Below are 21,006 nucleotides of genomic sequence, written 5' to 3'. Positions count from 1 at the left end.
GCCTTTAAACAATGATGAAAAAACTCAATAAATGTTAAAAATTAACGAAAAATTTATATAAAATCCGTATATAAATTAATATTAATGAATTTAAAAGGAGTTTTTTTGCAATAAATCCATAGTATTTTAGTAGACTTTCTGGTATAATGAAAAAAATAATTTCTTTTATTTTTGGAGGGATTAAATGAACGCCGAAGAAAGAAGAGAAAAAATAGTTGAAGTCCTTGAAAAGTCAAAAAAACCGATTCCGGGAAATGAGCTGGCAAAGCTTTTTAACGTTACAAGGCAAGTAATAGTCCAGGATATTGCTATCCTGCGGGCTTCAGGAAAGGATATACTGTCCACCTCTTCGGGATATATGATTGAATCTCAAAGGCAATTAGTAATAAAAAAAGTGGCATGCCGCCACAGCAGAGAAGAATTAAGGGATGAATTGATGACTTTTGTAGAATGCGGATGCAAGGTTGTGGACGTCATAGTAGAACATCCCATTTACGGAGAACTGCACGGATTATTAATGATTTCCAATTCTAAGGATGTGGAAAACTTTCTAAAGAATTTGGAAGAAAAAGAAGCCTCCCTCCTTTCGGAACTGACCGGTGGAATTCACCTTCACACCATTGAAGCCATCAACGAAGATGCTATCAACAAGGCAAAAAGTATACTGAAAGAAAAAGGAATACTGCTGGAATAAAACAATTGACAAGACAGCTGTATATACAGTAAAATATTTATAAGAAATTAAAAAGGAGGGAGATTCATGACTTCAAAAAATATTATAATCGGTGCGCTCTTGACGGCATTAGCGTTGATTATTCCTCTTTCCTTTGGTGCTTACCTTAAGATCTATATACCACCCTTTTCCGCTACCCTTGCATCCCATGTCCCGGTTATGATAGCTTTTTTAATCAGCCCTCTTGTGGCCGCAATGGTAGGTTTGGGCTCCACCTTAGGATTTTTAATTATGATGGGACCTGTAATAGCGGCAAGGGCTTTTATCCACGTTATCTTCGGAGTTACCGGCGCTTATTTGGTGAAAAAAGGCATGACCTTTGAAAAGGCTCTTATTCTAACCGCCCCCATCCACGCCCTGGGAGAAGCCTTAATAGTGCTTCCCTTCGGTACGGGCATGTATAAAGCCTTTTACTTAGTAGGTGTGGGGACGCTGATCCATCACTTTATAGACAGCGGCATTTCCGTAGCCCTTGCAAGAACGGTGCTTTCAAAGGCTTTTACAAAAATAGGATAAACTTATAATATATTTAATCCCCTTCAAGTAGATACTACTTAAAGGGGTTTATATTTTTTAGTAATTGAATAGATTTTTTATTACCAGCTCGAGAATTTCCGGTAATACTTCAAAGGAATAGGTAATGTTTAACCTTTCCGTAAATTTGTGAGCATCCTTGCCGAATGCCCCAATATTTGCTACCGGAAGATTAAGTTTCTGTATAGATTCTACAGGAAGAGAGTATATTTCACCATACCCCGGCATATTTTTTGTAAGCACTTTTATGGCTTCCCTTTCCCCCGGCAGGGCAAAATAACTGAGATCGGAAATATACGGGTAAAACTTTTTAACTTCAAACTTATAATCATATTTTAATTTTACTTTTTCAACCGCCTTTTTTATTGCTGTTATTAACCTTTCCCCTTTCTCATCCTCCGATTTTACGTAAATGTGAGGATAATAAGGTGGAGAAAAATATAACACCACGGAGGGCATTTTATAGGACCAGTTTTTATGCACTTCCCTTACAATTTCCAGGCTGTAAATTCTCTCGTCAACCGCTTGCTTTAAAAGCTCTTTCTTTTTTTTGCTTAGTATTTCATCGATTCTACCCTGCGTCTCTTTTTTTACTTCGCCGTACATTTCGTCAAAAGTTAATACCTTAGTTTCGAAGGGAAGTTTTTTAAAGGGCAAACCCGCCACCCGGCAGTATTTTTCGTATTCTTCGTTTAATTTATTAATAACATTGTTAAAAGCTTTGTAAGCTTTTTCTTTTAATTTTTCTATGACCTTATCGGGCGTACTTATATGAGTAGAATAATTTAAATAAATATAAGCTTCGTTTACGGTCTGGACAGAGTATTCTCTTTTCAGATCTTTCAAAGCTAAACTGATAGGTGGAAGGGAAGCTTCATTTTCCACCACATCGGATAATTCAAAGGAAAGATCCACCTCTTTAAGTATTTCCGAAGCCAAAAGGTTTGCATCCAGTCCTTCAAAAGCTTGCCCCACATGGGTTTCCCTTCCGTATATATAAAAGCATGGTAGAAGTTTTCCTACGGTACCTATGTAAATGTATTTTTTTTCATCTCCGGTGAACCTGGGAGCCATATAATCGGTATCCAGTACGGCTATGTAATTAAAGCCGTACTCTTTTTGCAGGCTCAATAAATCCTCCACCGCTGATAATACTCCTTTTGAATTGCCTTCTTCATCCGCTACCGCCAGAAATACTATATTCCCCTTAAAACTTTCTATATTTTCCGTGATGAATTTTATAAGCCCTAATTCTACGGCTATCCCCGCCTTCATGTCAAAAATACCTCTTCCAAAAAGCCAATCATCCGAATATATATCCCTTTTGGTTTCTTCATCCAAATTTTTTGATAGTAGTTTTTCTTTTAGTTCATCGGGGTTATGGGCATAATCCTTTAAATTGCCGTAATCTTCTATGCCTACAGTATCCATGTGGCCTATGAGTATTACCGTATCGCTAGTCTTTTCTTTTTCACCCCTTACCACAGCAATTACATTTTTTCTTTGAAGCGCATCGTTTCTTACATCATATATCCTTAAATTCTCCGGATTTCTTTTAAAGTAATCAAAACCCTTCAGCTCCTGGTATATAACTTTTGCAATTTCCACTTCACCCTCCGTGCCCACTATACTGCTTTGGGCTGTAAATTTTTTTACCAGGTTTATAAGATACTCCCTCATTTTCAAACCGCCTTTCTATTTAAATAATCCAAATCCAAAATCTCTTTTCATTAATGGTTGCTTTTTAAAAATTCTTTTATCTCATTTTTAATATACTTTACTTTCATTATTAATAAAAGAAAAAAGTTAAAAAAACAAGCCCGAACTAAAAGGAAAGCTGCTGGCAATATACCAACAGCACAAAGTTTTACTTATACTTTATTCAAACCTTTTTAAAATCTGTTCCAATGTGGGTTCTCCTATCTCCTGTAATCTGTATTTTACCCTCACAGCAGGTTTATTTATTTTTATTATTCTTGTAAGATCTATGGGGGTTCCGATAATAACGGTATCACAATCGCAATTATTTATCGTTTCCTGCAGTTCCCTCATTTGCTCCTCGCCGTAGCCCATAGCGGGAAGAATTAGGGAAAGGTGCTTGTATTTTTCATAGGTGTCTTTTATACTTCCTACGGAGTATTTTCTGGGGTCTACTATCTCGGAAGCACCGTATTTTTTGGCGGCAACATATCCTGCTCCGTAAGTCATTTCCCCGTGGGTCAACGTGGGACCATCTTCAATGACCAGCACCCTTTTGCCTTTAATCTTTTCCGGATCTTCCACAAATATGGGCGAAGCAGCTTCCACCACCATTGCATTGGGATTTACCGCTTCTATGCTCTTTCTTACCGCGTCTATTCCCTCCGGCGAAGCGGTATCTATTTTATTTATCACCAGAACATCGGCCATCCTCAAGTTGGTTTCGCCGGGATGGTATTTCATTTCATGTCCCGGCCTGTGAGGATCTACCAGTACGATGTGAAGGTCCGACCTGTAAAAGGGAAAATCGTTATTGCCGCCATCCCATACGATAATATCCGCTTCTTTTTCCGCCTCTCTTAAAATCACTTCGTAATCCACCCCAGCGTAGACCACTATGCCCATATCGATGTGGGGCTCGTATTCCTCTCTTTCTTCAATGGTACATTTATGGAAATCCAGGTCCTCATAGGAGGCAAATCTCTGGCAAATCTGTTTGGATAAATCCCCGTAGGGCATGGGATGTCTTACAGCCACAACTTTTTTACCCATATCCTTTAAAACTTTGCAAACCTTTCTGGTCGTTTGACTCTTCCCCACTCCCGTTCTCACGGCGCAAACGGAAACTACCGGTTTTGTAGATTTAAGCATGGTGCTTTTAGGCCCGAGAAGCTTGAAATCCGCTCCTGCACTTAAAGCCCTTGAGGCTTTATGCATAACTTCCTCATGGGATACATCGCTGTAGGCAAAAACCACTTCATGGATATTAAGATCTTTAATAAGGCTTTCTAACTGTTCTTCAGGATATATGGGAATTCCATCCCTGTATAAATCTCCCGCCAGATCAGAAGGGTACTTTCTTCCTTCAATATTCGGTATTTGAGTTGCGGTAAATGCCACCACTTCATATTGTTCATTGTTCCTGAAATAGGTGTTGAAAACGTGAAAGTCCCTCCCCGCTGCTCCCATTATTAAAACCCGTCTTTTCAATAAAACCCCTCCCTTTTGAATTAATCTGGTGAATTATTTTAGCAAATTCCATGCCAGCATTGATTCGTTTTAAAAAACCATAATTTCCTAAATTATTCTTTAAAAAAATTAAATTAAACGCAAAATATTTTTGCATTGCGCAAAATTTAATTGCATTTTTCCATGCAGACAAACATTTTATTTACTTTTTTAATAAAATTTTTATAATTTGTTTTTATTTTCATCACAAAATCATCATAAATTAGGTCTATACTAATAATGACAAACAAAAAAAGGAGGGATTCCCTTGAAGAAAAAACTGCTTGTAATGGGGATTCTATTGGTTTTCGTCCTGAGCGCTGCTTCCTTAGCATATGCATTCCCCGGATATGGACCGGGCAAAGGTCAGGCTCTGAAGGACCTGAATCTCACCGATGAACAGATTAAAAAAATAACGGACATTAGAACTCAATACTTTGACAAAATGCTATTTCTTCGAAATGAAATGGCCAAATTGAATTTTGAGCTTAGAAATCTTTACCTGCAAAATAACCCGGATCAGAAATTAATTGACGATAAGATAGCAAAAATTAATGAGCTCAAGGATAAAATGCTTTCTTTAAAACAGGAAGAATTTGAAAAAATAAAAGGAGTTTTAACTGCACAGCAGCTTTCAAAGCTTCAAAACCAGCAAGGCCTACCCGGGGGAATTAGAGGAAAAGCCGGAAAAGGTTTTGGAGTAAAAGGTTTCGGTCGCGGTTTTTGTCCATTATATTAACCTTTAATTTTTATGCCCTTCGGGGCTTTTTTTATTTTCTTTTTTAATTGACTTTTGAGTTTTATTTTAATATAATTTTTTTGAAAAATTATTTTTTTGAAAATTAAAATAGCACAGCTTTAAGGTGCCCCTTTGTGGGGAGAATAGGGAAGTCCGGTGAGATTCCGGCGCGGACCCGCCACTGTAAGGGGGATGTTCCTTACAAAAAGCCACTGGAAAAACCGGGAAGGCGTAAGGAAAAATGAACCCGAGCCAGGAGACCTGCCTTAAAGCAGTACCGGTGGATGATGGCAAAGTCCACGGTCTAATAAATTAGACTGTGGACTTTTTATTTTTGAGTTCAAAAATGTAATTTAAAATTATAACGGAGGTGCTTTTTATGTCGGATAATGTCAGAAAAGTAATTTACATGGCCTTATTTATTGCATTAAGCTACCTGGGGGCAAATATTAAAATGTTAAGCCCAACGGGCACCGTAGCCTTAGATTCCATGCCCGGCTTTTTAGCAGCTCTGGTAATTGGCCCCGTTAGCGGAGCCTTCTGTGCGTTTTTGGGGCATATATTTACCAGCCTTCTTTCTGGCTTTCCCCTCACCTTTCCGTTACACCTTTTGATAGGGGTAGAAATGGGTATTTTTGCCTATATCTTTGGAAAGGTATATAAGAAAAACAGCTTAATCGGCGATGCAGTATGCATATTGCTAAACGGAATCATCGCACCTGCCAGTTTTATCCCCCTTAAAGGATTCGGGATTCCTTTCTTTTTAGCTATGGTATTACCCCTGCTTTTTGCATCATTTATAAATATCATTCTTGCCGATTTAGTGTTCAGAGGATTAAAAAAGCTGTCGGGTGATAAAAATGTCTTCTGAACTTTTTAACCAGATAAAAACTTATAGAGACGTTTCTTTAATAAAACTGCGGGACCGCACGCTTCTTGTCATAGCCTGCGATTCCGCGGGGGGGATTGGGGAAAAAGAGATGGATGCTGTAAAGGTATCCCCCTACATACTTGGAAGATTCACTTCCAGGGTTTCTTTAATGGAGATAATCTCAATTAATGCTCACCCTATCTCATTAAGCATCACCATTTGCGCGGAGCCCCATCCCACGGGGGACCTTATTCTCAATGGAATTAAAGACGAACTAAAAGAGATTGGATTACAGGATATTTCCTTTACCATCAGCACGGAAAAAAATATTAAAACCGTACAAACCGGTTTGGGTGTTACATGCATAGGTCTTTGTAAAAATGATAACCTTCTTCTGGGAAAGGTTCAAAAGGGTGATAAAATATACATTGCCGGTATACCAAAAATAGGCAAAGAGGTCAATTTAAATGACCCGGAAATTTTCGACTTAAAAACACTGTTAAAACTTAAAGAATTAAAAAACGTAAAAGAAATAATTCCGGTTGGTTCAAAGGGGGTTCTGGGAGAGTTAGAAAACTTTTCTATTTGCAATTCCCTTAAATATAAGCTTTTTAATCCATTACCAATTGATATAAAAAAGTCCGCCGGACCTTCCACCTGTGCTATAATTTTTTCTACGGACACGCTGAAATCCGAGTTTCGAGTGCCCCTTTACCTCATAGGTGAAATAGAGTAATCCTTAACTTAACTTTTACCCTTTTCCACCATTTCAATAGCCTTTTTTAAATTATTTTGAGCTAAGGTAAACTTTATTTTTACCAGGTTTGGATCTTTTGCCTTGAGGGCTTCAATGAGGTCTTTTACGGCAAATTCGGTTTTCTTGTTCAATACTGGGTCCTCCACAATGGCCTTGGAATATTCCCAGGATTTTACCGCTTCCAGCAAGTCCTTTTGAGATTCCTCATAATTGCCCTTAAGACCTTTATAGGTGGCAGACCTTATATAAAACAACGTTTTTTTGGCCGGTCCTGCCGCCTTTTCTTTCGGATCTTTGTAATATCCCAGTAAAGTTCCGAATAAATCATTAGAGGCAGAGATCGCTCCGTATAAATCTTTCCTGGTAAACATCATCGTTAACTGATTTAATTTTTCATTGAAAACATTTAGTTCATCTTCTCCATAGCCCTGAAGGGCTGCTTCACCCCGGAAATTGTCCCATAAACCGTGAATCCCTTCTACTTTATTTTCATTTTTTATCCATTCGGGTTCCTGTTTCTGTTCCTGCCCGCCGGAAGAACCTTCTTTCGACTTCCCCTGGTCCGATTTTTGGCCTTCTTTTTGTTGCTCTTTACTTTGCTCCTGCTTGGCCTGTCCTGTCTTTTCCTCTTTCTTTTTTTCTTCGGGAATTACCTCTTTAAAAAATTCCTTTTCCAATTCTTCAATAAGGGAATTTATATCTTCCTCCATCTTTCTCAACAGGTTTTCCGTTTTTTTGCTTTTTTCAGATTCGGGGTTTGTACTTGACTCACTTTTCCCTTTAGAACAGCCGCTTATTATCGGCAAAAGTGCAATCAATAAAATTAAAAGGTAAAAAAATACCCTTAAGGTTTTCGAGGTATTTTTTTGCATACGGGACACCTCTTTTTTTAACCTTAAGAGTATTTTACCTCAAAGGTTATAATTTTATTTATGAAACTGCAAAGGTAAGCTCGCCTTCCGCAGCTATTTCATCTGCCACATAGGCTACCGCTTTCCCCTTGCCGATATTTCCTTTTATTTTAATTATGCTTACTTCCAGTATTAAAGTATCCCCCGGTAAAACCCTTCTTTTAAACCTCATTCTGTCAATCCCGGCAAATAGTATCAATTTGCCCCTGTATTTTTCCGAACACAGCAGTGCACAAGCACCTACCTGCGCCAAAGCCTCTACGATCAATACTCCGGGCATTATGGGATTCCCGGGAAAATGCCCCTGAAAGAAGGGTTCGTTAAAGGTTACGTTCTTTAATCCCTTGGCGTATTTTTCCGGTTCTATTTCCAGTATTTTATCCACCAGCAAAAAGGGATATTTATGAGGAAGGGTTTGCAGTATTTGCATAATATCCATCATATAAGCTCTCCCTACTTTGTTTTGTTTTTTAATTCTATTTTTTTTCTTTTCCGTTTAAATATTTCGTTTAAATATTTCGTAGCCCAATGGTTAAACCAAATTACAATAAGGCAGATTCCTGCAAAATATATCCATCCGATAATTCCCAACTTTAAGCTGTAATGTAAAACATACGACAGGTAATATTTTCCCACAGGAATATTTTTTACATTTTTATCAAAAAGACTTAAAATGTTGGGCAGAATGAATATATAATTCGTTAGTAAAAAAACAGCAGAAATCAATACAACCATAAAATGTAGAACTGTTTCCAAATTATTACCTCCAATATAACTACTTCAAATTGAGAAGATATAAATTGGTACACTATATATACCTGGAAAGGTCATTGTAAAGCTTTTCCGCAATGCCAAAACCCCTGCTCTCCGAAATTTTCTCGGCAAAAGCATCGATGAAAAAGTCCCTTGCTACTTCAAAAGAAAAATCTCCGTTTTGTCCTGAAGGAAAATCTTTTAATGCTTCTTTTAAAAACTGCTTTAAAAAAAAGGATTCAAAGCTCCTGCAGGCTTTTTTCAATTCAATTTTTTTCTTATCATCCCAATTGTATTTATCCAGATTCACTGCTTTATTCACATTATATTCTATATTCAACGTCCTTTCCCTCCGGAAGGATTATCTCCTCAAATTATTGGCTTCACCCAGCATTTCATCGGAAGCCTGAATTGCTTTGGTGCTTATCTCATATGCCCTCTGGGCTATGATCAAATTTACCATCTCTTCCACCACCTGCACATTGGACATTTCCAGAAACCCCTGAAGAATATTACCGTAACCCTGATCAGTTGCATCCTGTTTTAGTACGTATTCCCCCGAAGCGGAAGTCTGCTCAAAATAGTTATTCCCTGTGGAAATTAGCCCCGCCGGGTTTAAAAATTTTGCTAAAGCAATTCGGCTGATTTCCTGAATATTTCCGTCCACATCCTTGCCGGTAATTATTCCATCGGCGGAAATGCTTATTTCGGAAAGCTCTTCGGGTATTGTTATGTAATCCTCATCAGCACTTAGTACCCTGTACCCTTCCGAAGTTACCAGAACCCTGTCCTGACCATCCACAGAAATTTTGAAGGAACCATCCCGGGTAAAAAGTTTGGAACCATCCGGTTTTTCAACCACGAAGAAACCGTCACCCTCAATAGCAAGGTCAAAGGGATTGCCCGTTTGCTGCAAATTTCCTTCGGTGAAAAGCTTCGTAGATGCGGAGGGCCTAACACCGTGTCCCACCTCGAGACCTGCCGGAGTCCCCATCCCTCCGTCATATACGTCGGGCCTTTTTAATGTCTCGTAAATTAAATCCTTGAACTCTATTCTGCTTTTTTTAAAACCGGTGGTATTCACATTGGCCAGGTTGTTGGCAATTGTGTCTACATTGAGCTGCTGGGCAAGCATGCCCGAGCCCGCGCTCCAGAGCGCCCTCATCATATTCTTTCCCCTCCTTTAACGTACCAAATATTTTAAAGAAAAATCGCCGCCTCGGTCATTCAGCAGCAGGAGGGGCCTCTGCAAAGCAGTCCAGCCCCTGTGGATTTTTTCAATTAAACCTTTGCTATTTCGTTAACCGCAAGCCCCAGGGTATCGTCCATGGCTTTTACCGCCCTCTGACTTGCTTCATAAGCCCTGAAGGCACTTATCAATTCTACCATTTCATAAACAGGATTTACATTGGATTTTTCTATAAACCCCTGCAAAACCTTAGCATTTCCCGGACGGGACTGGGAAGCGGAAGTATAAAGTCCCTCCCCCTCTTTTTCCACTTCCTCCGGGCGAAAGGAAACCACCCTTAAAGCATCCTTTCTTTCGCCCCCCTGGAAAATTTCACCTTTTTCTGTTACTATGAAATCCCCCTTGTCCAATTTAACGGGCCCGTTTTCTCCGATTACATTATATCCTTCCGTGGTTACAAGATAGCCCTCACTGTTCAGGGTAAAGGTCCCATTCCGAGTGTACCTTAACCCTTCCGGTGTATTAACGGTAAAAAAATTTATAAATCCCGGTTCCTCATCCACCAGTGAAAAATTGAAAGGGTCCTTCGTCTCTTCCAGCATACCCTTGGATGGATCCAAATAAATATTTACCAGGCTGACACCCAGGGGTAAGGTGCCGATGTAGGAAGGAGGCATAGTATAATCTTTTTTAGAGCTTTCAAACCTGTAAAGTTCCATTTCAGGAAAAGAGGAAAAAACGGGCTTATCCTTTTTAAACCCCCTTGTATCAATGTTGGCGATGTTGTTAGAGATCACGTCAACCTTTTGCATCCCCTTCTTCATGCCGTACGAAGAAATATAAAGTCCCCTGATCAATTAATAATCACCTCCTCAGAGAAAACATGGAAATCTTTACACCTTTGTTGGCATCCAGATACTCCAGTGCCCTGCCCGCCCCCAGTGCCACACAGGAAACGGGGTCTTCAGCTACATAGACCGGAATGTTTGTCTTTTTTGCTATCAGTTTATCGAGCCCTTTCAGCAGCGAACCTCCACCCGTCATCACAATACCTCTTTCCGTTAGGTCGGCAGCTAACTCGGGAGGAGTCTTCTCTAAAACGCTAAAAATAGCTTCAATAATCCTCTCTACAGGTTCTGCTAAGGCCTCGCAGGTCTGCGATGAGGTTATCTTTACCGTTTGAGGAAGGCCGCTAATAAGGCTTCTTCCTCTTATCTCCAGTTCCTGTTCTTCCCCCTCCTGGGGATATACCGTAGCTATGGTCATCTTAACTTCTTCCGCCGTTCTCTCTCCAATAGCTAAATTAAATTCCTTCCTGACGTATTTGATTATGGCTTCATCGAATTTATCCCCTGCAATCCTTATAGATGATCCGCATACTATGCCGCCGAGGGATAATACGGCAATATCCGTTGTACCTCCGCCTATATCCACCACCATATTGCCTACGGGTTTTGATATGTCCACTCCCGCTCCTATGGCAGCAGCTACGGGTTCTTCTATCAAAAAGGTCTGCCGGGCGCCCGCTGCAGTGGCAGCCTCAATGACAGCCCTTTTTTCTACTTCTGTAATAACCGCCGGGACGCACACCATTACCCTTGGCCTTATCAATTTTTTCTGTATAACCTTTCCCAAAAAATGCTTCAGCATCATTTCCGTTGTGGTATAATCGGCAATTACACCCTCTCTTAAAGGTCTAAGAGCAACTATATTCCCCGGCGTTCTGCCTATCATCTTTCTCGCCTGCTCCCCCACGGCGAGGAGTTTCCCGGAATCCTTGTCCAATGCCACTACAGAAGGTTCCTGGAGCACTATTCCTTTGCCCCTTACATAAACAAGTACAGTTGCGGTTCCCAAATCAATACCAATGTCCATATTAGATTATGTAACCTCCTGTTAAAAATTTTTATATATCTATATAAATTTCTACATTTTTAGTAAAAATCCTCCTGAAATTACAGGTTTAAATACTTCTTTTTAGTAGCTTTGCCCCCTCTTATATGCCTTTCCGCCTTGTTGAATTCAAGAATTTCCTTTACCTTCAAAGCTTTTATCGGATTGATTTCCGAAAGCCTTTCGGTTATATCCTTGTGTACCGTGCTTTTACTAACTCCGAAAACCTTGGCAGCCTGTCTTACGGTAGCCTTTGTCTCGATTATATAAGATGCTATGGCAAGAACCCTTTCCCTCATATAATCTTTCATGAAAAGTTCCCCCTTCACCCCATAAAATACTTATATAATATATATATGAAAGGCTTTTTTTATGTAGAAGAAAAAAGCACGGCATATAACCGTGCTTTTTATCTAAATATTTTTAAAGAACTGCTGGGGATCTATGCTTTCATTATTTTTTATTACTTCAAAATGGAGGTGAGGGGGATCTTCCGATTCGTATGGAGCCGTGTTGCCCACTCCACCTATGATATCGCCCTTTTTAACCTTCATCCCCTTCTTTACAAGTTTATCGGACATAAGATTCCCGTAAAGGGTTTTCACGCCGTTTCCGTGGTCTATTACCACCACCACTCCAAGGGCCGGATCATTTGTTTTCACTTCAACTACGGTTCCGGCTAAAGCTGCCTTAACAGGGGTACCCAAATCCGCTTGAATATCTACACCTTTATGGGCACACCATTGATTGAGGGTTTTTGAATATACCAGTGTATCCTTGCTGAATTCCGTTACAATTTTTCCGGTTACCGGAAGAGACATCACGTTTAAATCCGCTGTAACTTTTAACTCATCCGTTTCTCCTTCGGTTTCTTTTTTAGATGAGAGCTCTACATCCTTTTTCTTTTCGCTGGAAGCTTTTTGATTGTTTACAATATTTTTATCCGGTGCAGTTTGGCTTTGCCTTTCTAAATCTTCTTTTTTTTCTTCGGTGTTTAAGCTGTATTCCTCTTTAAGCCTGGATTCGTCCACCGGATTTTCATTCAGATTAATTTCCCACTGTTTTTGAGGTTCTTCTACTTTGCTTTCCTTTGCCTCCTTATTGCTGAAATAGTACAGGTACCAAAAAATTCCATTTGCAGTAAATAAGGTAATAAGTAAAATCAGCAGTATGCCTACTCTTAATGAGGGCCACCGGATAAACCTTTTCACATTTTTTAGCTTTCCGATTCTTATCTTGTTAAAAATTGCCAAGCTCCATCACCTCATTAAGAGTATGGCCATTTTTTGTATTTTTATACATTTTTTACATTTATTCGTAAAACTTTTGTACAACCACCCCGGTGTAGTAATGTTTCAGTATATCTACAAAGTTGGCACCCTTTTTCGCCATGTAATTGGCACCGTACTGGCTCATACCCACACCGTGACCGTAACCTAAAACAGTGAATTTTATCTCATCCCTCTCCCTTTTCCACGTAAAATTGGCGGAATTTAGCTCGAAAAGCTCCCGGAGGTCACTACCCTTTGCCACAATATTTCCGATTCTTATTCTTTTTACCCTGCCCCCGGTACTCCTTTCCAAAATCTCCATCTGCTTCTCCGGATTCTTCGGATCAATCACCACATCAGGCCATTTTTCTCTAAGTTTAACTATGAATTCCGAAAGGGGTATGGATTTAACGGAAATAAATTTTGGAGACTCTTCTTCCCCCGGGCTTGCTACACTGCGCAAGTAGGGGATATAATTCCCCCATACGTCTTCGGAATTTTCCGTTCTCCCCCCGCTGGTGGAATGGAAAAGCGGGTCTATGGGCTTCCCATTATAAAGAATTACCATACCTTTGGTACTATTTACAGCCTGATTTATCTTCGAATAAAAATGGTAAAAGGCAAATATCCCCCATTTTTTTATCATTTCTGCTCTGGTTATGTACCCCTGACAGTGAGTGGGATCATCACATATATCAGCTCCCGGGTGCAAAGAACATCCGCTTCCTCCAAATTTTATGATCCTCTTAACCGCATAGGTCCTCGCCGCCACCGACTGGGCTTTTAGAGCTTCTATATTGAAATTTGCCGGCATTTCTGCCGCAACCACTCCTTTAACATAGTCGTCCAGCAGCATTTCTTCAATCCTGTTTTTTGAATTTATAAAAACCCTTATAGTCATTTCCCCTTCCTTTTTAACCTGACCTTTTTTCTCCGGCCCGGTAATACCCCTTTCATCGGATACCCCGCAACTTCTCACCGCAAAAGCCGGTATACCTACAATAATTGCGAACATAAAAAAAATAAGTACCAAAAAAGTAAAATCCTTTTTTTTCATAGCTCAGGCCTCCTGTTAATACTATTTTTATTTTAAAAAGGAGGCCTTTATGAGAAAAAATTAAAAAGAGCCTTTACTCGGCCCTTTCAATCTTCGCTCCAAGGGATGACAGCTTTTCCACGATATTTTCATAACCCCTGTCCACATGGTAGGAGTTCAAAACTTCCGTAACCCCCTGCGCTGCAAGACCCGCCAGTATCAACGCCGCACCTGCCCTTAAATCCGTTGCTTTAACCGGTGCCCCCGTTAACTTTTCCACCCCTTCTATGACAGCACTTCTACCTTCTATCTTTATCCTTGCACCCATCCTCTTTAACTCTTCCACGTGCATGAATCTATTTTCAAATACCGTCTCTATGACCATACTGGTCCCTTTGCATAAAGACAAATAGGCCATCATCTGAGCCTGCATATCTGTCGGAAAGCCCGGATAGGGCATTGTTTTTATGTCCACCGGATTAGGATTTGAATTGCCAATTATTAAGATTTTATCCTCTTCTTCAAAGATTTTGCATCCACACTCGATTAACTTTGCTATTACGGGCTTTAAATGTTCTGAAAGGACATTTTCTACCAGAATCTCGCTGCCGGTAATTGCACCTGCTACAAGATACGTTCCCGCCTCTATTCTGTCGGGAATTACCGTATAGGATATTCCCGAAAGTTCTCTAACTCCTTCTATTTTTATTATATCCGTACCAGCTCCCCTTATCTTTGCTCCCATGGAATTTAAAAAATTCGCCAGATCAACTATTTCAGGTTCTTTGGCAGCATTCTCTATGACCGTCTGGCCCTGAGCAAGGACCGCTGCCATCATTATGTTTTCGGTAGCTCCTACGCTGGGAAAATCCAAGTATATTGTTGCACCTACCAGTTTATCTGCTGAAGCCTCTACATACCCGTGCCCCAGGTTTATTTTTGCGCCCAGTGCGCTGAAGCCCTTTAAATGCAGGTCAATAGGCCTGCTTCCTATGGCACACCCACCGGGCATGGAGATTTTTGCCTTTCCAAACCTTGCAAGCAATGGCCCCATCACTAAGAAAGAAGCCCTCATCTTTCGCACCAGTTCATAGGGGGCTTCAAAGGAATTTATATTAGCGGAATTAATAATGAATTTTCTTTCCCTTTGATCACATTTAGCTCCTAAGGAAGCGATTACCTCCCGCATTACGTTTACATCCTCAAGTTCGGGAACATCCTCGATAACACACTCACCGCTTGTAAGCAAAGTAGCTGCAAGAACCGGAAGGACGGCATTTTTTGCACTGCTGACCTTTATTTTTCCGGATAATTTTCTACCACCTTCTATAATAAACTTGGACAATTTATTTCCCCCCGAAAAAATTAAAATTCTGCTGTTAAGACCGGTATACCTATCCATATAAGAGCGGCATTTTTTTCTTTATCCCCGGTTATTTCCACTTCCATATTGTAAATTTTATCCATAATAAGGATGTTTTCTTCAAATAACCCGCTGTACCCGCGAAGGGTATAAACTTGATCCTCCTTTGAGATATCGCAGTAATCAAGTTTAAGTTTTTTCTTGAGCTCTTCAATAACACTATTTTGTCCTTTATTATCTAATTTACTATAAATTTGTCCATAAAAACAAGTGGTAATTCTTGATTTTCCGCCATATTTTTCGATTATTTTTTTAAGGAGGTTTTTATTTGCCTCAAAGTCATTGAAATTATTACCCATGACATTTACAGCGATAAAAGTCTGACCCTTTTCTTCAAAGCCCGGAGGAATTTGGAAGCTTTGAAGGACCACTTTTACATATGTACTATCATTTTTATACCCTTCTGCTATTAAATAACTTGTTTTATCCTGTTCTTCTTCTTTCAGGTCGGTCATTTTTGTAAAAAGGTCCTTTTCAACTTCTTGAAAAAGGGATTTGAGCATGTGGATGTCCTTATAGTCTTTCGAAATTATGGACCAATCGGTGAGGTCATAGGTAATATTTTCCGCATTTTTTGATTTTAAAAATTCGTATACCGCTTCGTAACCGCTTTTTTTAGAATTTGAGTCGGCGTAAATATAATATGCCGATAAAAAGGTGATTCCTGTAATTATTATAAGTGCGGTGAAAATTTTTAAGGTTTTCATATTGTTTACCTCCCGTACTAAAATTATTTGCCGATTTATATAATCCTATGCAAAATTTATACAAAAATTTATAGCAACAACAAAATTTTTGATTTAAAGGTTATTTTCATAATTATTTGATTTTAATTTGTATTTTCCTTTGAAAAACCGTAGGTATTTTTGTCAGCTTTTTAAAATTTTATATACACTTTATGACAAAATACACGAAAAAACCGCTGCCGTAGTTTAATTACGGCAGCGGTATAAAAATACTACTTTACTCGTTTTAAAACCAAAACATAGTTTGAAACCGCACTCCCACCTATGTTAAAAGTTACACCTATTTCACAATCTTTCAATTGTATACCAATTGCCTTACCCAAAAGCTGCCTGGCCGCCAAAACGGCCATTGATACACCTGTGGCTCCAACCGGGTGGCCTTTTGCTTTTAGCCCACCCGAGACGTTTACCGGCCATTTACCGTCGGGATAAACTAAACCTTCATCCAAAAGCTTATATCCTTCTCCATCCTTTGCAAAGCCAAGAGCCTCATATGCTAAAATTTCTGCTATTGTAAAACAGTCGTGAACTTCTGCGAAATCAACATCTTCAACTGTAATCCGAGCCTTTTCGTAAGCCTGCATTACTGCTTTTTTCCCGGCTGTGAACTCCCAATTATACCTTTTTGACAAGGGAAGATAATCAGTAGTGTGACTCAAAGCTGAAATTTCCACCAATTCATCTTTTAGATCCTTAGCGAATTCTTCTCTGGATAGCACTACAGCCGCAGCTCCATCGGAAACAAGGGAACAATCGTAAAGCCTTAATGGTTCGGCTATAATCGGGTTTTTTTCATCCGGTAAATTTAAAATATCACAATAGCTCAACTCCTTCCCCATCTGAGCCAGCGGATTATATTTACCATTGGTATGATTTTTGGCTGATACCTTAGCCAGACTTTCCCTAAATTTTTCATCTGTTATTTTATACTTTTCTTTATATCCTCGTGCAAATTGAGCAAAAAGACCGGGGAACGTCATACCTTTTGCTCCTTCTTCCGGCCAATAAGATGCCATTGCCAGGACCTTAGTTGCCCCTTTTGTGTCAAGGGTCGTCATTTTCTCTACTCCAACTACAAGTGCAAAATCAATTTCACCAGCTTCTATGGCGTTTTTAGCTGCTTCTAAAGCAGCTGAACCCGAGGCACATGCATTCTCTATCCTTGTACATGGTTTAAATCGCAATTCCGAGTTTATTTCTATCGCCCACGGCGCCAAATGCTCCTGGTTATTAAAACCTCCCCCACTATAGTTGCCTACAAAAATTCCACCTATGTGTTTTGCTTCTATTCCTGCATCCTCAAGGGCTTCTCTACCAGCAGTTATGATAAGATCGTACAAGCTTTCGTTGAGTCTCCCAAATTTTGTATGAGCGGTGCCAATTATCATTACTCCCATTTTTTCTCCCCTCTTATGCATTTAATATTTGCTCAATTTTTTCGTTTAGTTTAGGCGCTGGAGTCAAATAAGAAACTACTACATAAACTAATACGGTAATGGGCAGGCAAAGAGCTGAAATATATATACCGTGAGGCAACTTGTATATATTAAGTTTCGATAAAAGCTCCAAGCCCAGACTAACAATAAGCCCAACCAATATAGCCGCTATCGCTCCTTCCTTTGTTCCGCGTCTCCAATTTAGCCCCAAAGCCAAGGTAGGTGCAATGGTAGCAGCATAAGTACCCCATCCAAAAGCTCCCATTAAAGCCACTCCTCTATCGCCTAAACCAATTACAGCCAAAAGGCTAAGCAATGCGGTCAGTATAACACCAAAGCGTCCGGCATTTAGCTGCTGCTTTTCATTTAACTTTTTGCCTAAAGCGAAGGGTATATCGCGAGTTAATGCTGCTGAAGAAATATTAATAAAAGCATCGCAAGTGGACATTATCGCTGCCATAACGCCTGCACTTATTATTCCGGCAAAAATTGGGTGCGAAAAATTCATTAAAAATGCCATAACAGCATCGTCGGGATTAGCTAAGGGTGCAAGTTTCCCTGTGTTTACCAGATACCTAACAGTCAGACCTACCGCAAACATAAATATTCCTCCACATACGGCAGGTATGACAGATACCAGCGGCCCCCATTTGAGTTTTTTTACATCTTTAATCATATAAAACCGGGAAATAATATGAGGTTGGCCTACGATTCCTATTCCTAATATAAAGAACCAGCTCATAGCCAAAACAGGATTTGCCAGGCCCCATGGACCTACAAATTGTGGTAATATCTTGTTTCCCATGTCGGGCATAGGAGTAGTAGCAATAGTTTTCGTTATATTAGTTAAACCACCCCCAACAAAAATAGCAATAAAGAAAACCATTAACGAGCCTATCGCCATTATTGCTCCCTGAAATACGCTGGTATATGTAGCTGCGAGAATTCCGCCCATAGTTGAATATATTGTAATTATGGCAAGGCCAATTACAACTCCCATCATTTTTGAAACATTAAATATGTTGGAAATTATTATACCCATGGCAAGTACCTGCGATGCGAGGAAGGCAACGGTCCCCACAAAAGTAGCAAGAGCAGTCAGGCCGCTGGCTAACTTACTATCGTACCTGTGATAAACCGCATCTGCAATAGTTAAAGATCCTGTAGCTTCTGTAAGCAATCTCATTTTCTTGCCTACTATATACCATGCCATTGCAAAAGATGTCGTACTGGGAAATGTAAACCAAAGAGCACCCATACCTAATCTATACGTAAGTCCTGGCCCCCCTACAAACAGAAAGCCGCTTAAAGCTGTTGCAAACATAGTTATTCCCATTACGAAAAGACCTAAGGACCTACCTGCAATAAAAAAATCTTCCGGTGTTTTAACTTTGTTCATAGTCCAAAAACCTATGGCTATTACAATAATCATATATAAAACACATATTGTTGCAATTACTAAATTCATTTTTAGTCCTCCTTTCCAATATTACATTTCTTTTATTTTATTTAATAGTTCTTTTAAATCGTTTTCGCTTATACAATCCCTTTCAAAGTAAAGTCCATAAGGAATTGTAAAGGTAAAAACAGGCAATCCCCATACAAAATAGACCATTATTGCCGTTGCAAGAGGGAATCCTAATATAAAGGTTTTTGGTACAACTTTTGTGTCGATACTATTCATGGCATAAAACCCCATTAGCCATATAAAAAGCGTAATTATGATAGCTAATTTATATCCCGCTCCCACATTTTTTTGATTTCTTATAACACCTAAAAAAACCCAGCTAAACACGAAAAAGGGGAAAGAAATTAAGAATAAATAGGCAGAATTCGTAAATAAAGCTACAATAATAAGCAATGAAGCAATCGACAATATGGCTATAGCTTGGTCTGATAATTTCATTTAAAATAACCCCCTTTATTATTGATTTTAAAAATTCTGAAATTATAATAAATCATATTTTAAAATATATTTTGTTTTTCTTATCTTTCACCTCCTGTATTCATATTCTTTCGATGTTTTTCTTTATTCTTTACTACTTGCTTTAGTTTTCAAAAAGTCCCAATACCTATTTATAACAAATATACAGTTGAACTTTTTTTTAAAAGTCAGTATTTGGCACTTAGATTTCCCCATTTCAAATATTTTTCATTTATCAAGTTAAATTAATCCCAATTTTTCCGCCTCTTTTTTCAAATAATCGCGATGATCCGGATGGGCAATTCCTATCATCGCCTTAACCCTTTCTCTAACAGTTCTACCCCTCAGTTGTGCTACACCATATTCGGTAACCACATAATCTACCTCTTGTCTTGGCACCGTTACTGGAGACCCCAAAGGTAAAACAGGGACTATCTTTGACACCGTATCATTTTTAGCAGTTGAGCGAATCGCCAGAATGCCTTTTCCTCCGCGGCCCTGGCGGGCACATTTGACAGCCCCGCGGTGAGTATCCAATTGACCACCCGTTCCACTGTAGTGTCTGGTGCCAATTGCTTCTGAAACAACCTGCCCGGTCAAATCAACCATCAGAGCCGAATTTATACTCACCATTTTATTATTTTGCGCTATTACGTCAGGGTTGTTGGTATAACTTCCACGCATTACCATTACAGACGGGTTATTGTTAACAAAATCGTATAACCTTTTCGTACCAAAAACAAACGCACATATGAATTTACCTGGCCACAAAGTCTTTTTTTCGTTTGTAATTACGCCTTTTTCATATAATTCCAGCATCCCTTCAGTTAACATTTCAGTGTGAACTCCAAGATCTTTCTTGTTCTCTATAAATTTTGATACAGCGTAGGGAACTCCACCAATACCCATTTGTATGGTCGATCCATCCTCAATCAATTCCGCAATATAGTGCCCAATTCTCTCTTCGACCTCAGTAGGCATGACTAAGACTTCTTCTGGTAGAGGATAGTCAACTTCAATTATGTAATCAACTTTACTTATATGGATTTCCGTTTCACCAAAAGTTCTTGGCGCGTTAGGATTCACTTCGAGTATCACTTTTTCTGCAGCATCTATTAAATCTTTTTCAATGAAGGCAGAGCACGAAAGCGAAAGATAGCCGTGTTCATCCATAGGAGAAGCCGTCCCTACAAAATAATTTATCTTCTTACCTGACTGGACTAAATCTACTATTGCATGATGGGCATTATTGGGAACATATGTTATGGTTTTTAAGCCTTTTTCAGCTACCGCTCTATCAGCAGGGCCGTAAAACCAACTGTTATTAATAAACCTGCCTTCATATTCTTCCTTATCCTGAAATTCAAAGTACGTAGTATTTAAAATGGTGTAAACTTCTACATTTTTAACACCCTTATCAACCCTGTGCAAATTTTCAAGGAAAACCTTTGGTGTCATTGGGACAACAGCCGTAGTGATGACACTTTTGCTTTTGATTTCTTTTAAAACTTCTTCAACAGTTCGCACTTTTGAATCATAAACATCTTTCCATTTCATTATTGTTTCCTCCTCCTCACAGCATC

Annotated in this window: 23 protein-coding genes and 1 riboswitch; of the genes, 5 read left to right on the top strand and 18 right to left on the bottom strand. The window is 39.3% G+C overall.

Translation table 11 applies throughout. The features are described 5' to 3' along the window. Positions 1–184: 184 nt before the first annotated feature. Together ACPLOV_RS09220 and ACPLOV_RS09215 are read left to right on the top strand one after the other, a co-directional pair. Entirely contained in the window at positions 185–694 is a 510-nt protein-coding gene (locus ACPLOV_RS09220) for a transcription repressor NadR (protein ID WP_424908788.1), read from the top strand. A 66-nt stretch (positions 695–760) separates the two neighbouring features. Next, on the top strand, positions 761–1,249 hold the full coding sequence (locus ACPLOV_RS09215) for an ECF transporter S component (protein ID WP_424911063.1): 489 nt from the start codon (positions 761–763) through the stop codon (positions 1,247–1,249). A gap of 57 nt (positions 1,250–1,306) precedes the next feature. On the opposite strand, the gene ACPLOV_RS09210 is transcribed toward ACPLOV_RS09215, so the two are convergent. Both ACPLOV_RS09210 and ACPLOV_RS09205 read right to left on the bottom strand, forming a co-directional pair. Continuing rightward, positions 1,307–2,947, bottom strand: a complete 1,641-nt coding sequence (locus ACPLOV_RS09210; RefSeq protein ID WP_424908790.1) for a M20/M25/M40 family metallo-hydrolase — start codon at positions 2,945–2,947, stop codon at positions 1,307–1,309. A gap of 198 nt (positions 2,948–3,145) precedes the next feature. Continuing rightward, entirely contained in the window at positions 3,146–4,435 is a 1,290-nt protein-coding gene (locus ACPLOV_RS09205) for a cyclic 2,3-diphosphoglycerate synthase (RefSeq protein WP_424908802.1), read from the bottom strand. A gap of 307 nt (positions 4,436–4,742) precedes the next feature. Here ACPLOV_RS09205 and ACPLOV_RS09200 point away from each other — a divergent pair, with 307 nt between their 5' ends. The 3 genes from ACPLOV_RS09200 to ACPLOV_RS09190 all read left to right on the top strand — a co-directional run bounded on the left by ACPLOV_RS09200 (position 4,743) and on the right by ACPLOV_RS09190 (position 6,820). Next, positions 4,743–5,213, top strand: coding sequence for a Spy/CpxP family protein refolding chaperone (locus ACPLOV_RS09200; RefSeq protein WP_424908791.1), 471 nt, complete (start codon positions 4,743–4,745; stop codon positions 5,211–5,213). A 105-nt stretch (positions 5,214–5,318) separates the two neighbouring features. Beyond that, positions 5,319–5,496, top strand: a riboswitch (cobalamin riboswitch). A gap of 96 nt (positions 5,497–5,592) precedes the next feature. Next, a complete protein-coding gene (locus ACPLOV_RS09195) occupies positions 5,593–6,084 on the top strand; it encodes an ECF transporter S component (RefSeq protein ID WP_424908792.1) in 492 nt (163 codons plus the stop codon). After that, a complete protein-coding gene (locus ACPLOV_RS09190; RefSeq protein ID WP_424908793.1) occupies positions 6,074–6,820 on the top strand; it encodes an alpha-ribazole kinase in 747 nt (248 codons plus the stop codon). Before ACPLOV_RS09195 ends, ACPLOV_RS09190 begins: the two co-directional genes overlap by 11 nt. 8 nt (positions 6,821–6,828) lie before the next feature. Here the strand turns inward: ACPLOV_RS09190 and ACPLOV_RS09185 are convergent, their stop codons facing one another. From ACPLOV_RS09185 to ACPLOV_RS09110, 16 genes are all read right to left on the bottom strand, one after another. After that, on the bottom strand, positions 6,829–7,713 hold the full coding sequence (locus tag ACPLOV_RS09185) for a hypothetical protein (protein ID WP_424908794.1): 885 nt from the start codon (positions 7,711–7,713) through the stop codon (positions 6,829–6,831). 58 nt (positions 7,714–7,771) lie between these two features. Beyond that, positions 7,772–8,194 carry a 3-hydroxyacyl-ACP dehydratase FabZ gene (gene fabZ / locus ACPLOV_RS09180; protein WP_424908795.1) on the bottom strand — a complete coding sequence of 141 codons (423 nt, stop codon included), beginning with the start codon at positions 8,192–8,194 and terminating at the stop codon, positions 7,772–7,774. Positions 8,195–8,205: 11 nt separating this feature from the next. Continuing rightward, a complete protein-coding gene (locus tag ACPLOV_RS09175; RefSeq protein ID WP_424908796.1) occupies positions 8,206–8,508 on the bottom strand; it encodes a hypothetical protein in 303 nt (100 codons plus the stop codon). A 52-nt stretch (positions 8,509–8,560) separates the two neighbouring features. After that, positions 8,561–8,845 (bottom strand): flagellar biosynthesis protein FlgJ, encoded by a 285-nt coding sequence (locus tag ACPLOV_RS09170; RefSeq protein WP_424908797.1) that lies wholly within the window; start codon positions 8,843–8,845, stop codon positions 8,561–8,563. A 21-nt stretch (positions 8,846–8,866) separates the two neighbouring features. Further along, the gene (gene flgG, locus ACPLOV_RS09165; RefSeq protein WP_424908798.1) at positions 8,867–9,673 is read right to left on the bottom strand and encodes a flagellar basal-body rod protein FlgG; all 807 of its coding nucleotides are present in this window, start codon (positions 9,671–9,673) and stop codon (positions 8,867–8,869) included. 113 nt (positions 9,674–9,786) lie between these two features. Continuing rightward, complete coding sequence (locus tag ACPLOV_RS09160; RefSeq protein WP_424911062.1) at positions 9,787–10,551, bottom strand: flagellar hook-basal body protein; 765 nt, start codon at positions 10,549–10,551, stop codon at positions 9,787–9,789. 7 nt (positions 10,552–10,558) lie between these two features. Then, positions 10,559–11,569, bottom strand: coding sequence for a rod shape-determining protein MreB (mreB, locus tag ACPLOV_RS09155; RefSeq protein ID WP_424908801.1), 1,011 nt, complete (start codon positions 11,567–11,569; stop codon positions 10,559–10,561). Positions 11,570–11,649: 80 nt separating this feature from the next. Continuing rightward, on the bottom strand, positions 11,650–11,898 hold the full coding sequence (spoIIID, locus tag ACPLOV_RS09150; protein WP_068748732.1) for a sporulation transcriptional regulator SpoIIID: 249 nt from the start codon (positions 11,896–11,898) through the stop codon (positions 11,650–11,652). A 102-nt stretch (positions 11,899–12,000) separates the two neighbouring features. After that, entirely contained in the window at positions 12,001–12,840 is an 840-nt protein-coding gene (locus ACPLOV_RS09145) for a peptidoglycan DD-metalloendopeptidase family protein (protein WP_424911061.1), read from the bottom strand. Positions 12,841–12,898: 58 nt separating this feature from the next. Further along, positions 12,899–13,915 carry a stage II sporulation protein D gene (spoIID, locus tag ACPLOV_RS09140; protein ID WP_424911060.1) on the bottom strand — a complete coding sequence of 339 codons (1,017 nt, stop codon included), beginning with the start codon at positions 13,913–13,915 and terminating at the stop codon, positions 12,899–12,901. Positions 13,916–13,988: 73 nt separating this feature from the next. After that, a complete protein-coding gene (gene murA, locus ACPLOV_RS09135) occupies positions 13,989–15,296 on the bottom strand; it encodes a UDP-N-acetylglucosamine 1-carboxyvinyltransferase (protein WP_424911059.1) in 1,308 nt (435 codons plus the stop codon). Beyond that, positions 15,260–16,024 (bottom strand): YwmB family TATA-box binding protein, encoded by a 765-nt coding sequence (locus ACPLOV_RS09130; protein ID WP_424911058.1) that lies wholly within the window; start codon positions 16,022–16,024, stop codon positions 15,260–15,262. The genes murA and ACPLOV_RS09130 overlap by 37 nt, the downstream gene beginning before the upstream one ends. A gap of 251 nt (positions 16,025–16,275) precedes the next feature. Continuing rightward, on the bottom strand, positions 16,276–17,460 hold the full coding sequence (locus tag ACPLOV_RS09125; RefSeq protein WP_424908835.1) for a thiolase domain-containing protein: 1,185 nt from the start codon (positions 17,458–17,460) through the stop codon (positions 16,276–16,278). Positions 17,461–17,473: 13 nt separating this feature from the next. Beyond that, positions 17,474–18,967, bottom strand: a complete 1,494-nt coding sequence (locus ACPLOV_RS09120; RefSeq protein WP_424908834.1) for a sodium/proline symporter — start codon at positions 18,965–18,967, stop codon at positions 17,474–17,476. A gap of 21 nt (positions 18,968–18,988) precedes the next feature. Further along, the gene (locus ACPLOV_RS09115; RefSeq protein WP_424908833.1) at positions 18,989–19,405 is read right to left on the bottom strand and encodes a hypothetical protein; all 417 of its coding nucleotides are present in this window, start codon (positions 19,403–19,405) and stop codon (positions 18,989–18,991) included. A 258-nt stretch (positions 19,406–19,663) separates the two neighbouring features. Next, positions 19,664–20,980, bottom strand: a complete 1,317-nt coding sequence (locus ACPLOV_RS09110) for an acetyl-CoA hydrolase/transferase family protein (protein WP_424908832.1) — start codon at positions 20,978–20,980, stop codon at positions 19,664–19,666. Positions 20,981–21,006 lie beyond the last annotated feature (26 nt).

This window comes from Thermovenabulum sp. (assembly GCF_049723235.1).
Taxonomy (GTDB): Bacteria; Bacillota; Thermosediminibacteria; order Thermosediminibacterales; family Thermosediminibacteraceae; genus Thermovenabulum.
The sequence above is the reverse complement of the archived record's forward strand: the minus strand, read 5'-3'. Positions and strand labels throughout refer to the sequence as shown.

Excerpts from the sequence above, each read along its gene's own strand:
- ACPLOV_RS09130 (WP_424911058.1), bottom strand. The coding sequence starts at position 16,024 with ATGAAAACCTTAAAAATTTTCACCGCACTTATAATAATTACAGGAATC.
- ACPLOV_RS09185 (WP_424908794.1), bottom strand. The coding sequence starts at position 7,713 with ATGCAAAAAAATACCTCGAAAACCTTAAGGGTATTTTTTTACCTTTTA.
- ACPLOV_RS09110 (WP_424908832.1), bottom strand. The coding sequence starts at position 20,980 with ATGAAATGGAAAGATGTTTATGATTCAAAAGTGCGAACTGTTGAAGAA.
- ACPLOV_RS09125 (WP_424908835.1), bottom strand. The coding sequence starts at position 17,460 with ATGGGAGTAATGATAATTGGCACCGCTCATACAAAATTTGGGAGACTC.
- ACPLOV_RS09190 (WP_424908793.1), top strand. The coding sequence starts at position 6,074 with ATGTCTTCTGAACTTTTTAACCAGATAAAAACTTATAGAGACGTTTCT.
- ACPLOV_RS09120 (WP_424908834.1), bottom strand. The coding sequence starts at position 18,967 with ATGAATTTAGTAATTGCAACAATATGTGTTTTATATATGATTATTGTA.
- ACPLOV_RS09210 (WP_424908790.1), bottom strand. The coding sequence starts at position 2,947 with ATGAGGGAGTATCTTATAAACCTGGTAAAAAAATTTACAGCCCAAAGC.
- ACPLOV_RS09195 (WP_424908792.1), top strand. The coding sequence starts at position 5,593 with ATGTCGGATAATGTCAGAAAAGTAATTTACATGGCCTTATTTATTGCA.
- flgG (WP_424908798.1), bottom strand. The coding sequence starts at position 9,673 with ATGATGAGGGCGCTCTGGAGCGCGGGCTCGGGCATGCTTGCCCAGCAG.
- fabZ (WP_424908795.1), bottom strand. The coding sequence starts at position 8,194 with ATGATGGATATTATGCAAATACTGCAAACCCTTCCTCATAAATATCCC.
- murA (WP_424911059.1), bottom strand. The coding sequence starts at position 15,296 with ATGGATAGGTATACCGGTCTTAACAGCAGAATTTTAATTTTTTCGGGG.
- spoIID (WP_424911060.1), bottom strand. The coding sequence starts at position 13,915 with ATGAAAAAAAAGGATTTTACTTTTTTGGTACTTATTTTTTTTATGTTC.
- ACPLOV_RS09115 (WP_424908833.1), bottom strand. The coding sequence starts at position 19,405 with ATGAAATTATCAGACCAAGCTATAGCCATATTGTCGATTGCTTCATTG.
- ACPLOV_RS09215 (WP_424911063.1), top strand. The coding sequence starts at position 761 with ATGACTTCAAAAAATATTATAATCGGTGCGCTCTTGACGGCATTAGCG.
- mreB (WP_424908801.1), bottom strand. The coding sequence starts at position 11,569 with ATGGACATTGGTATTGATTTGGGAACCGCAACTGTACTTGTTTATGTA.
- ACPLOV_RS09220 (WP_424908788.1), top strand. The coding sequence starts at position 185 with ATGAACGCCGAAGAAAGAAGAGAAAAAATAGTTGAAGTCCTTGAAAAG.
- ACPLOV_RS09205 (WP_424908802.1), bottom strand. The coding sequence starts at position 4,435 with ATGGGAGCAGCGGGGAGGGACTTTCACGTTTTCAACACCTATTTCAGG.
- spoIIID (WP_068748732.1), bottom strand. The coding sequence starts at position 11,898 with ATGAAAGATTATATGAGGGAAAGGGTTCTTGCCATAGCATCTTATATA.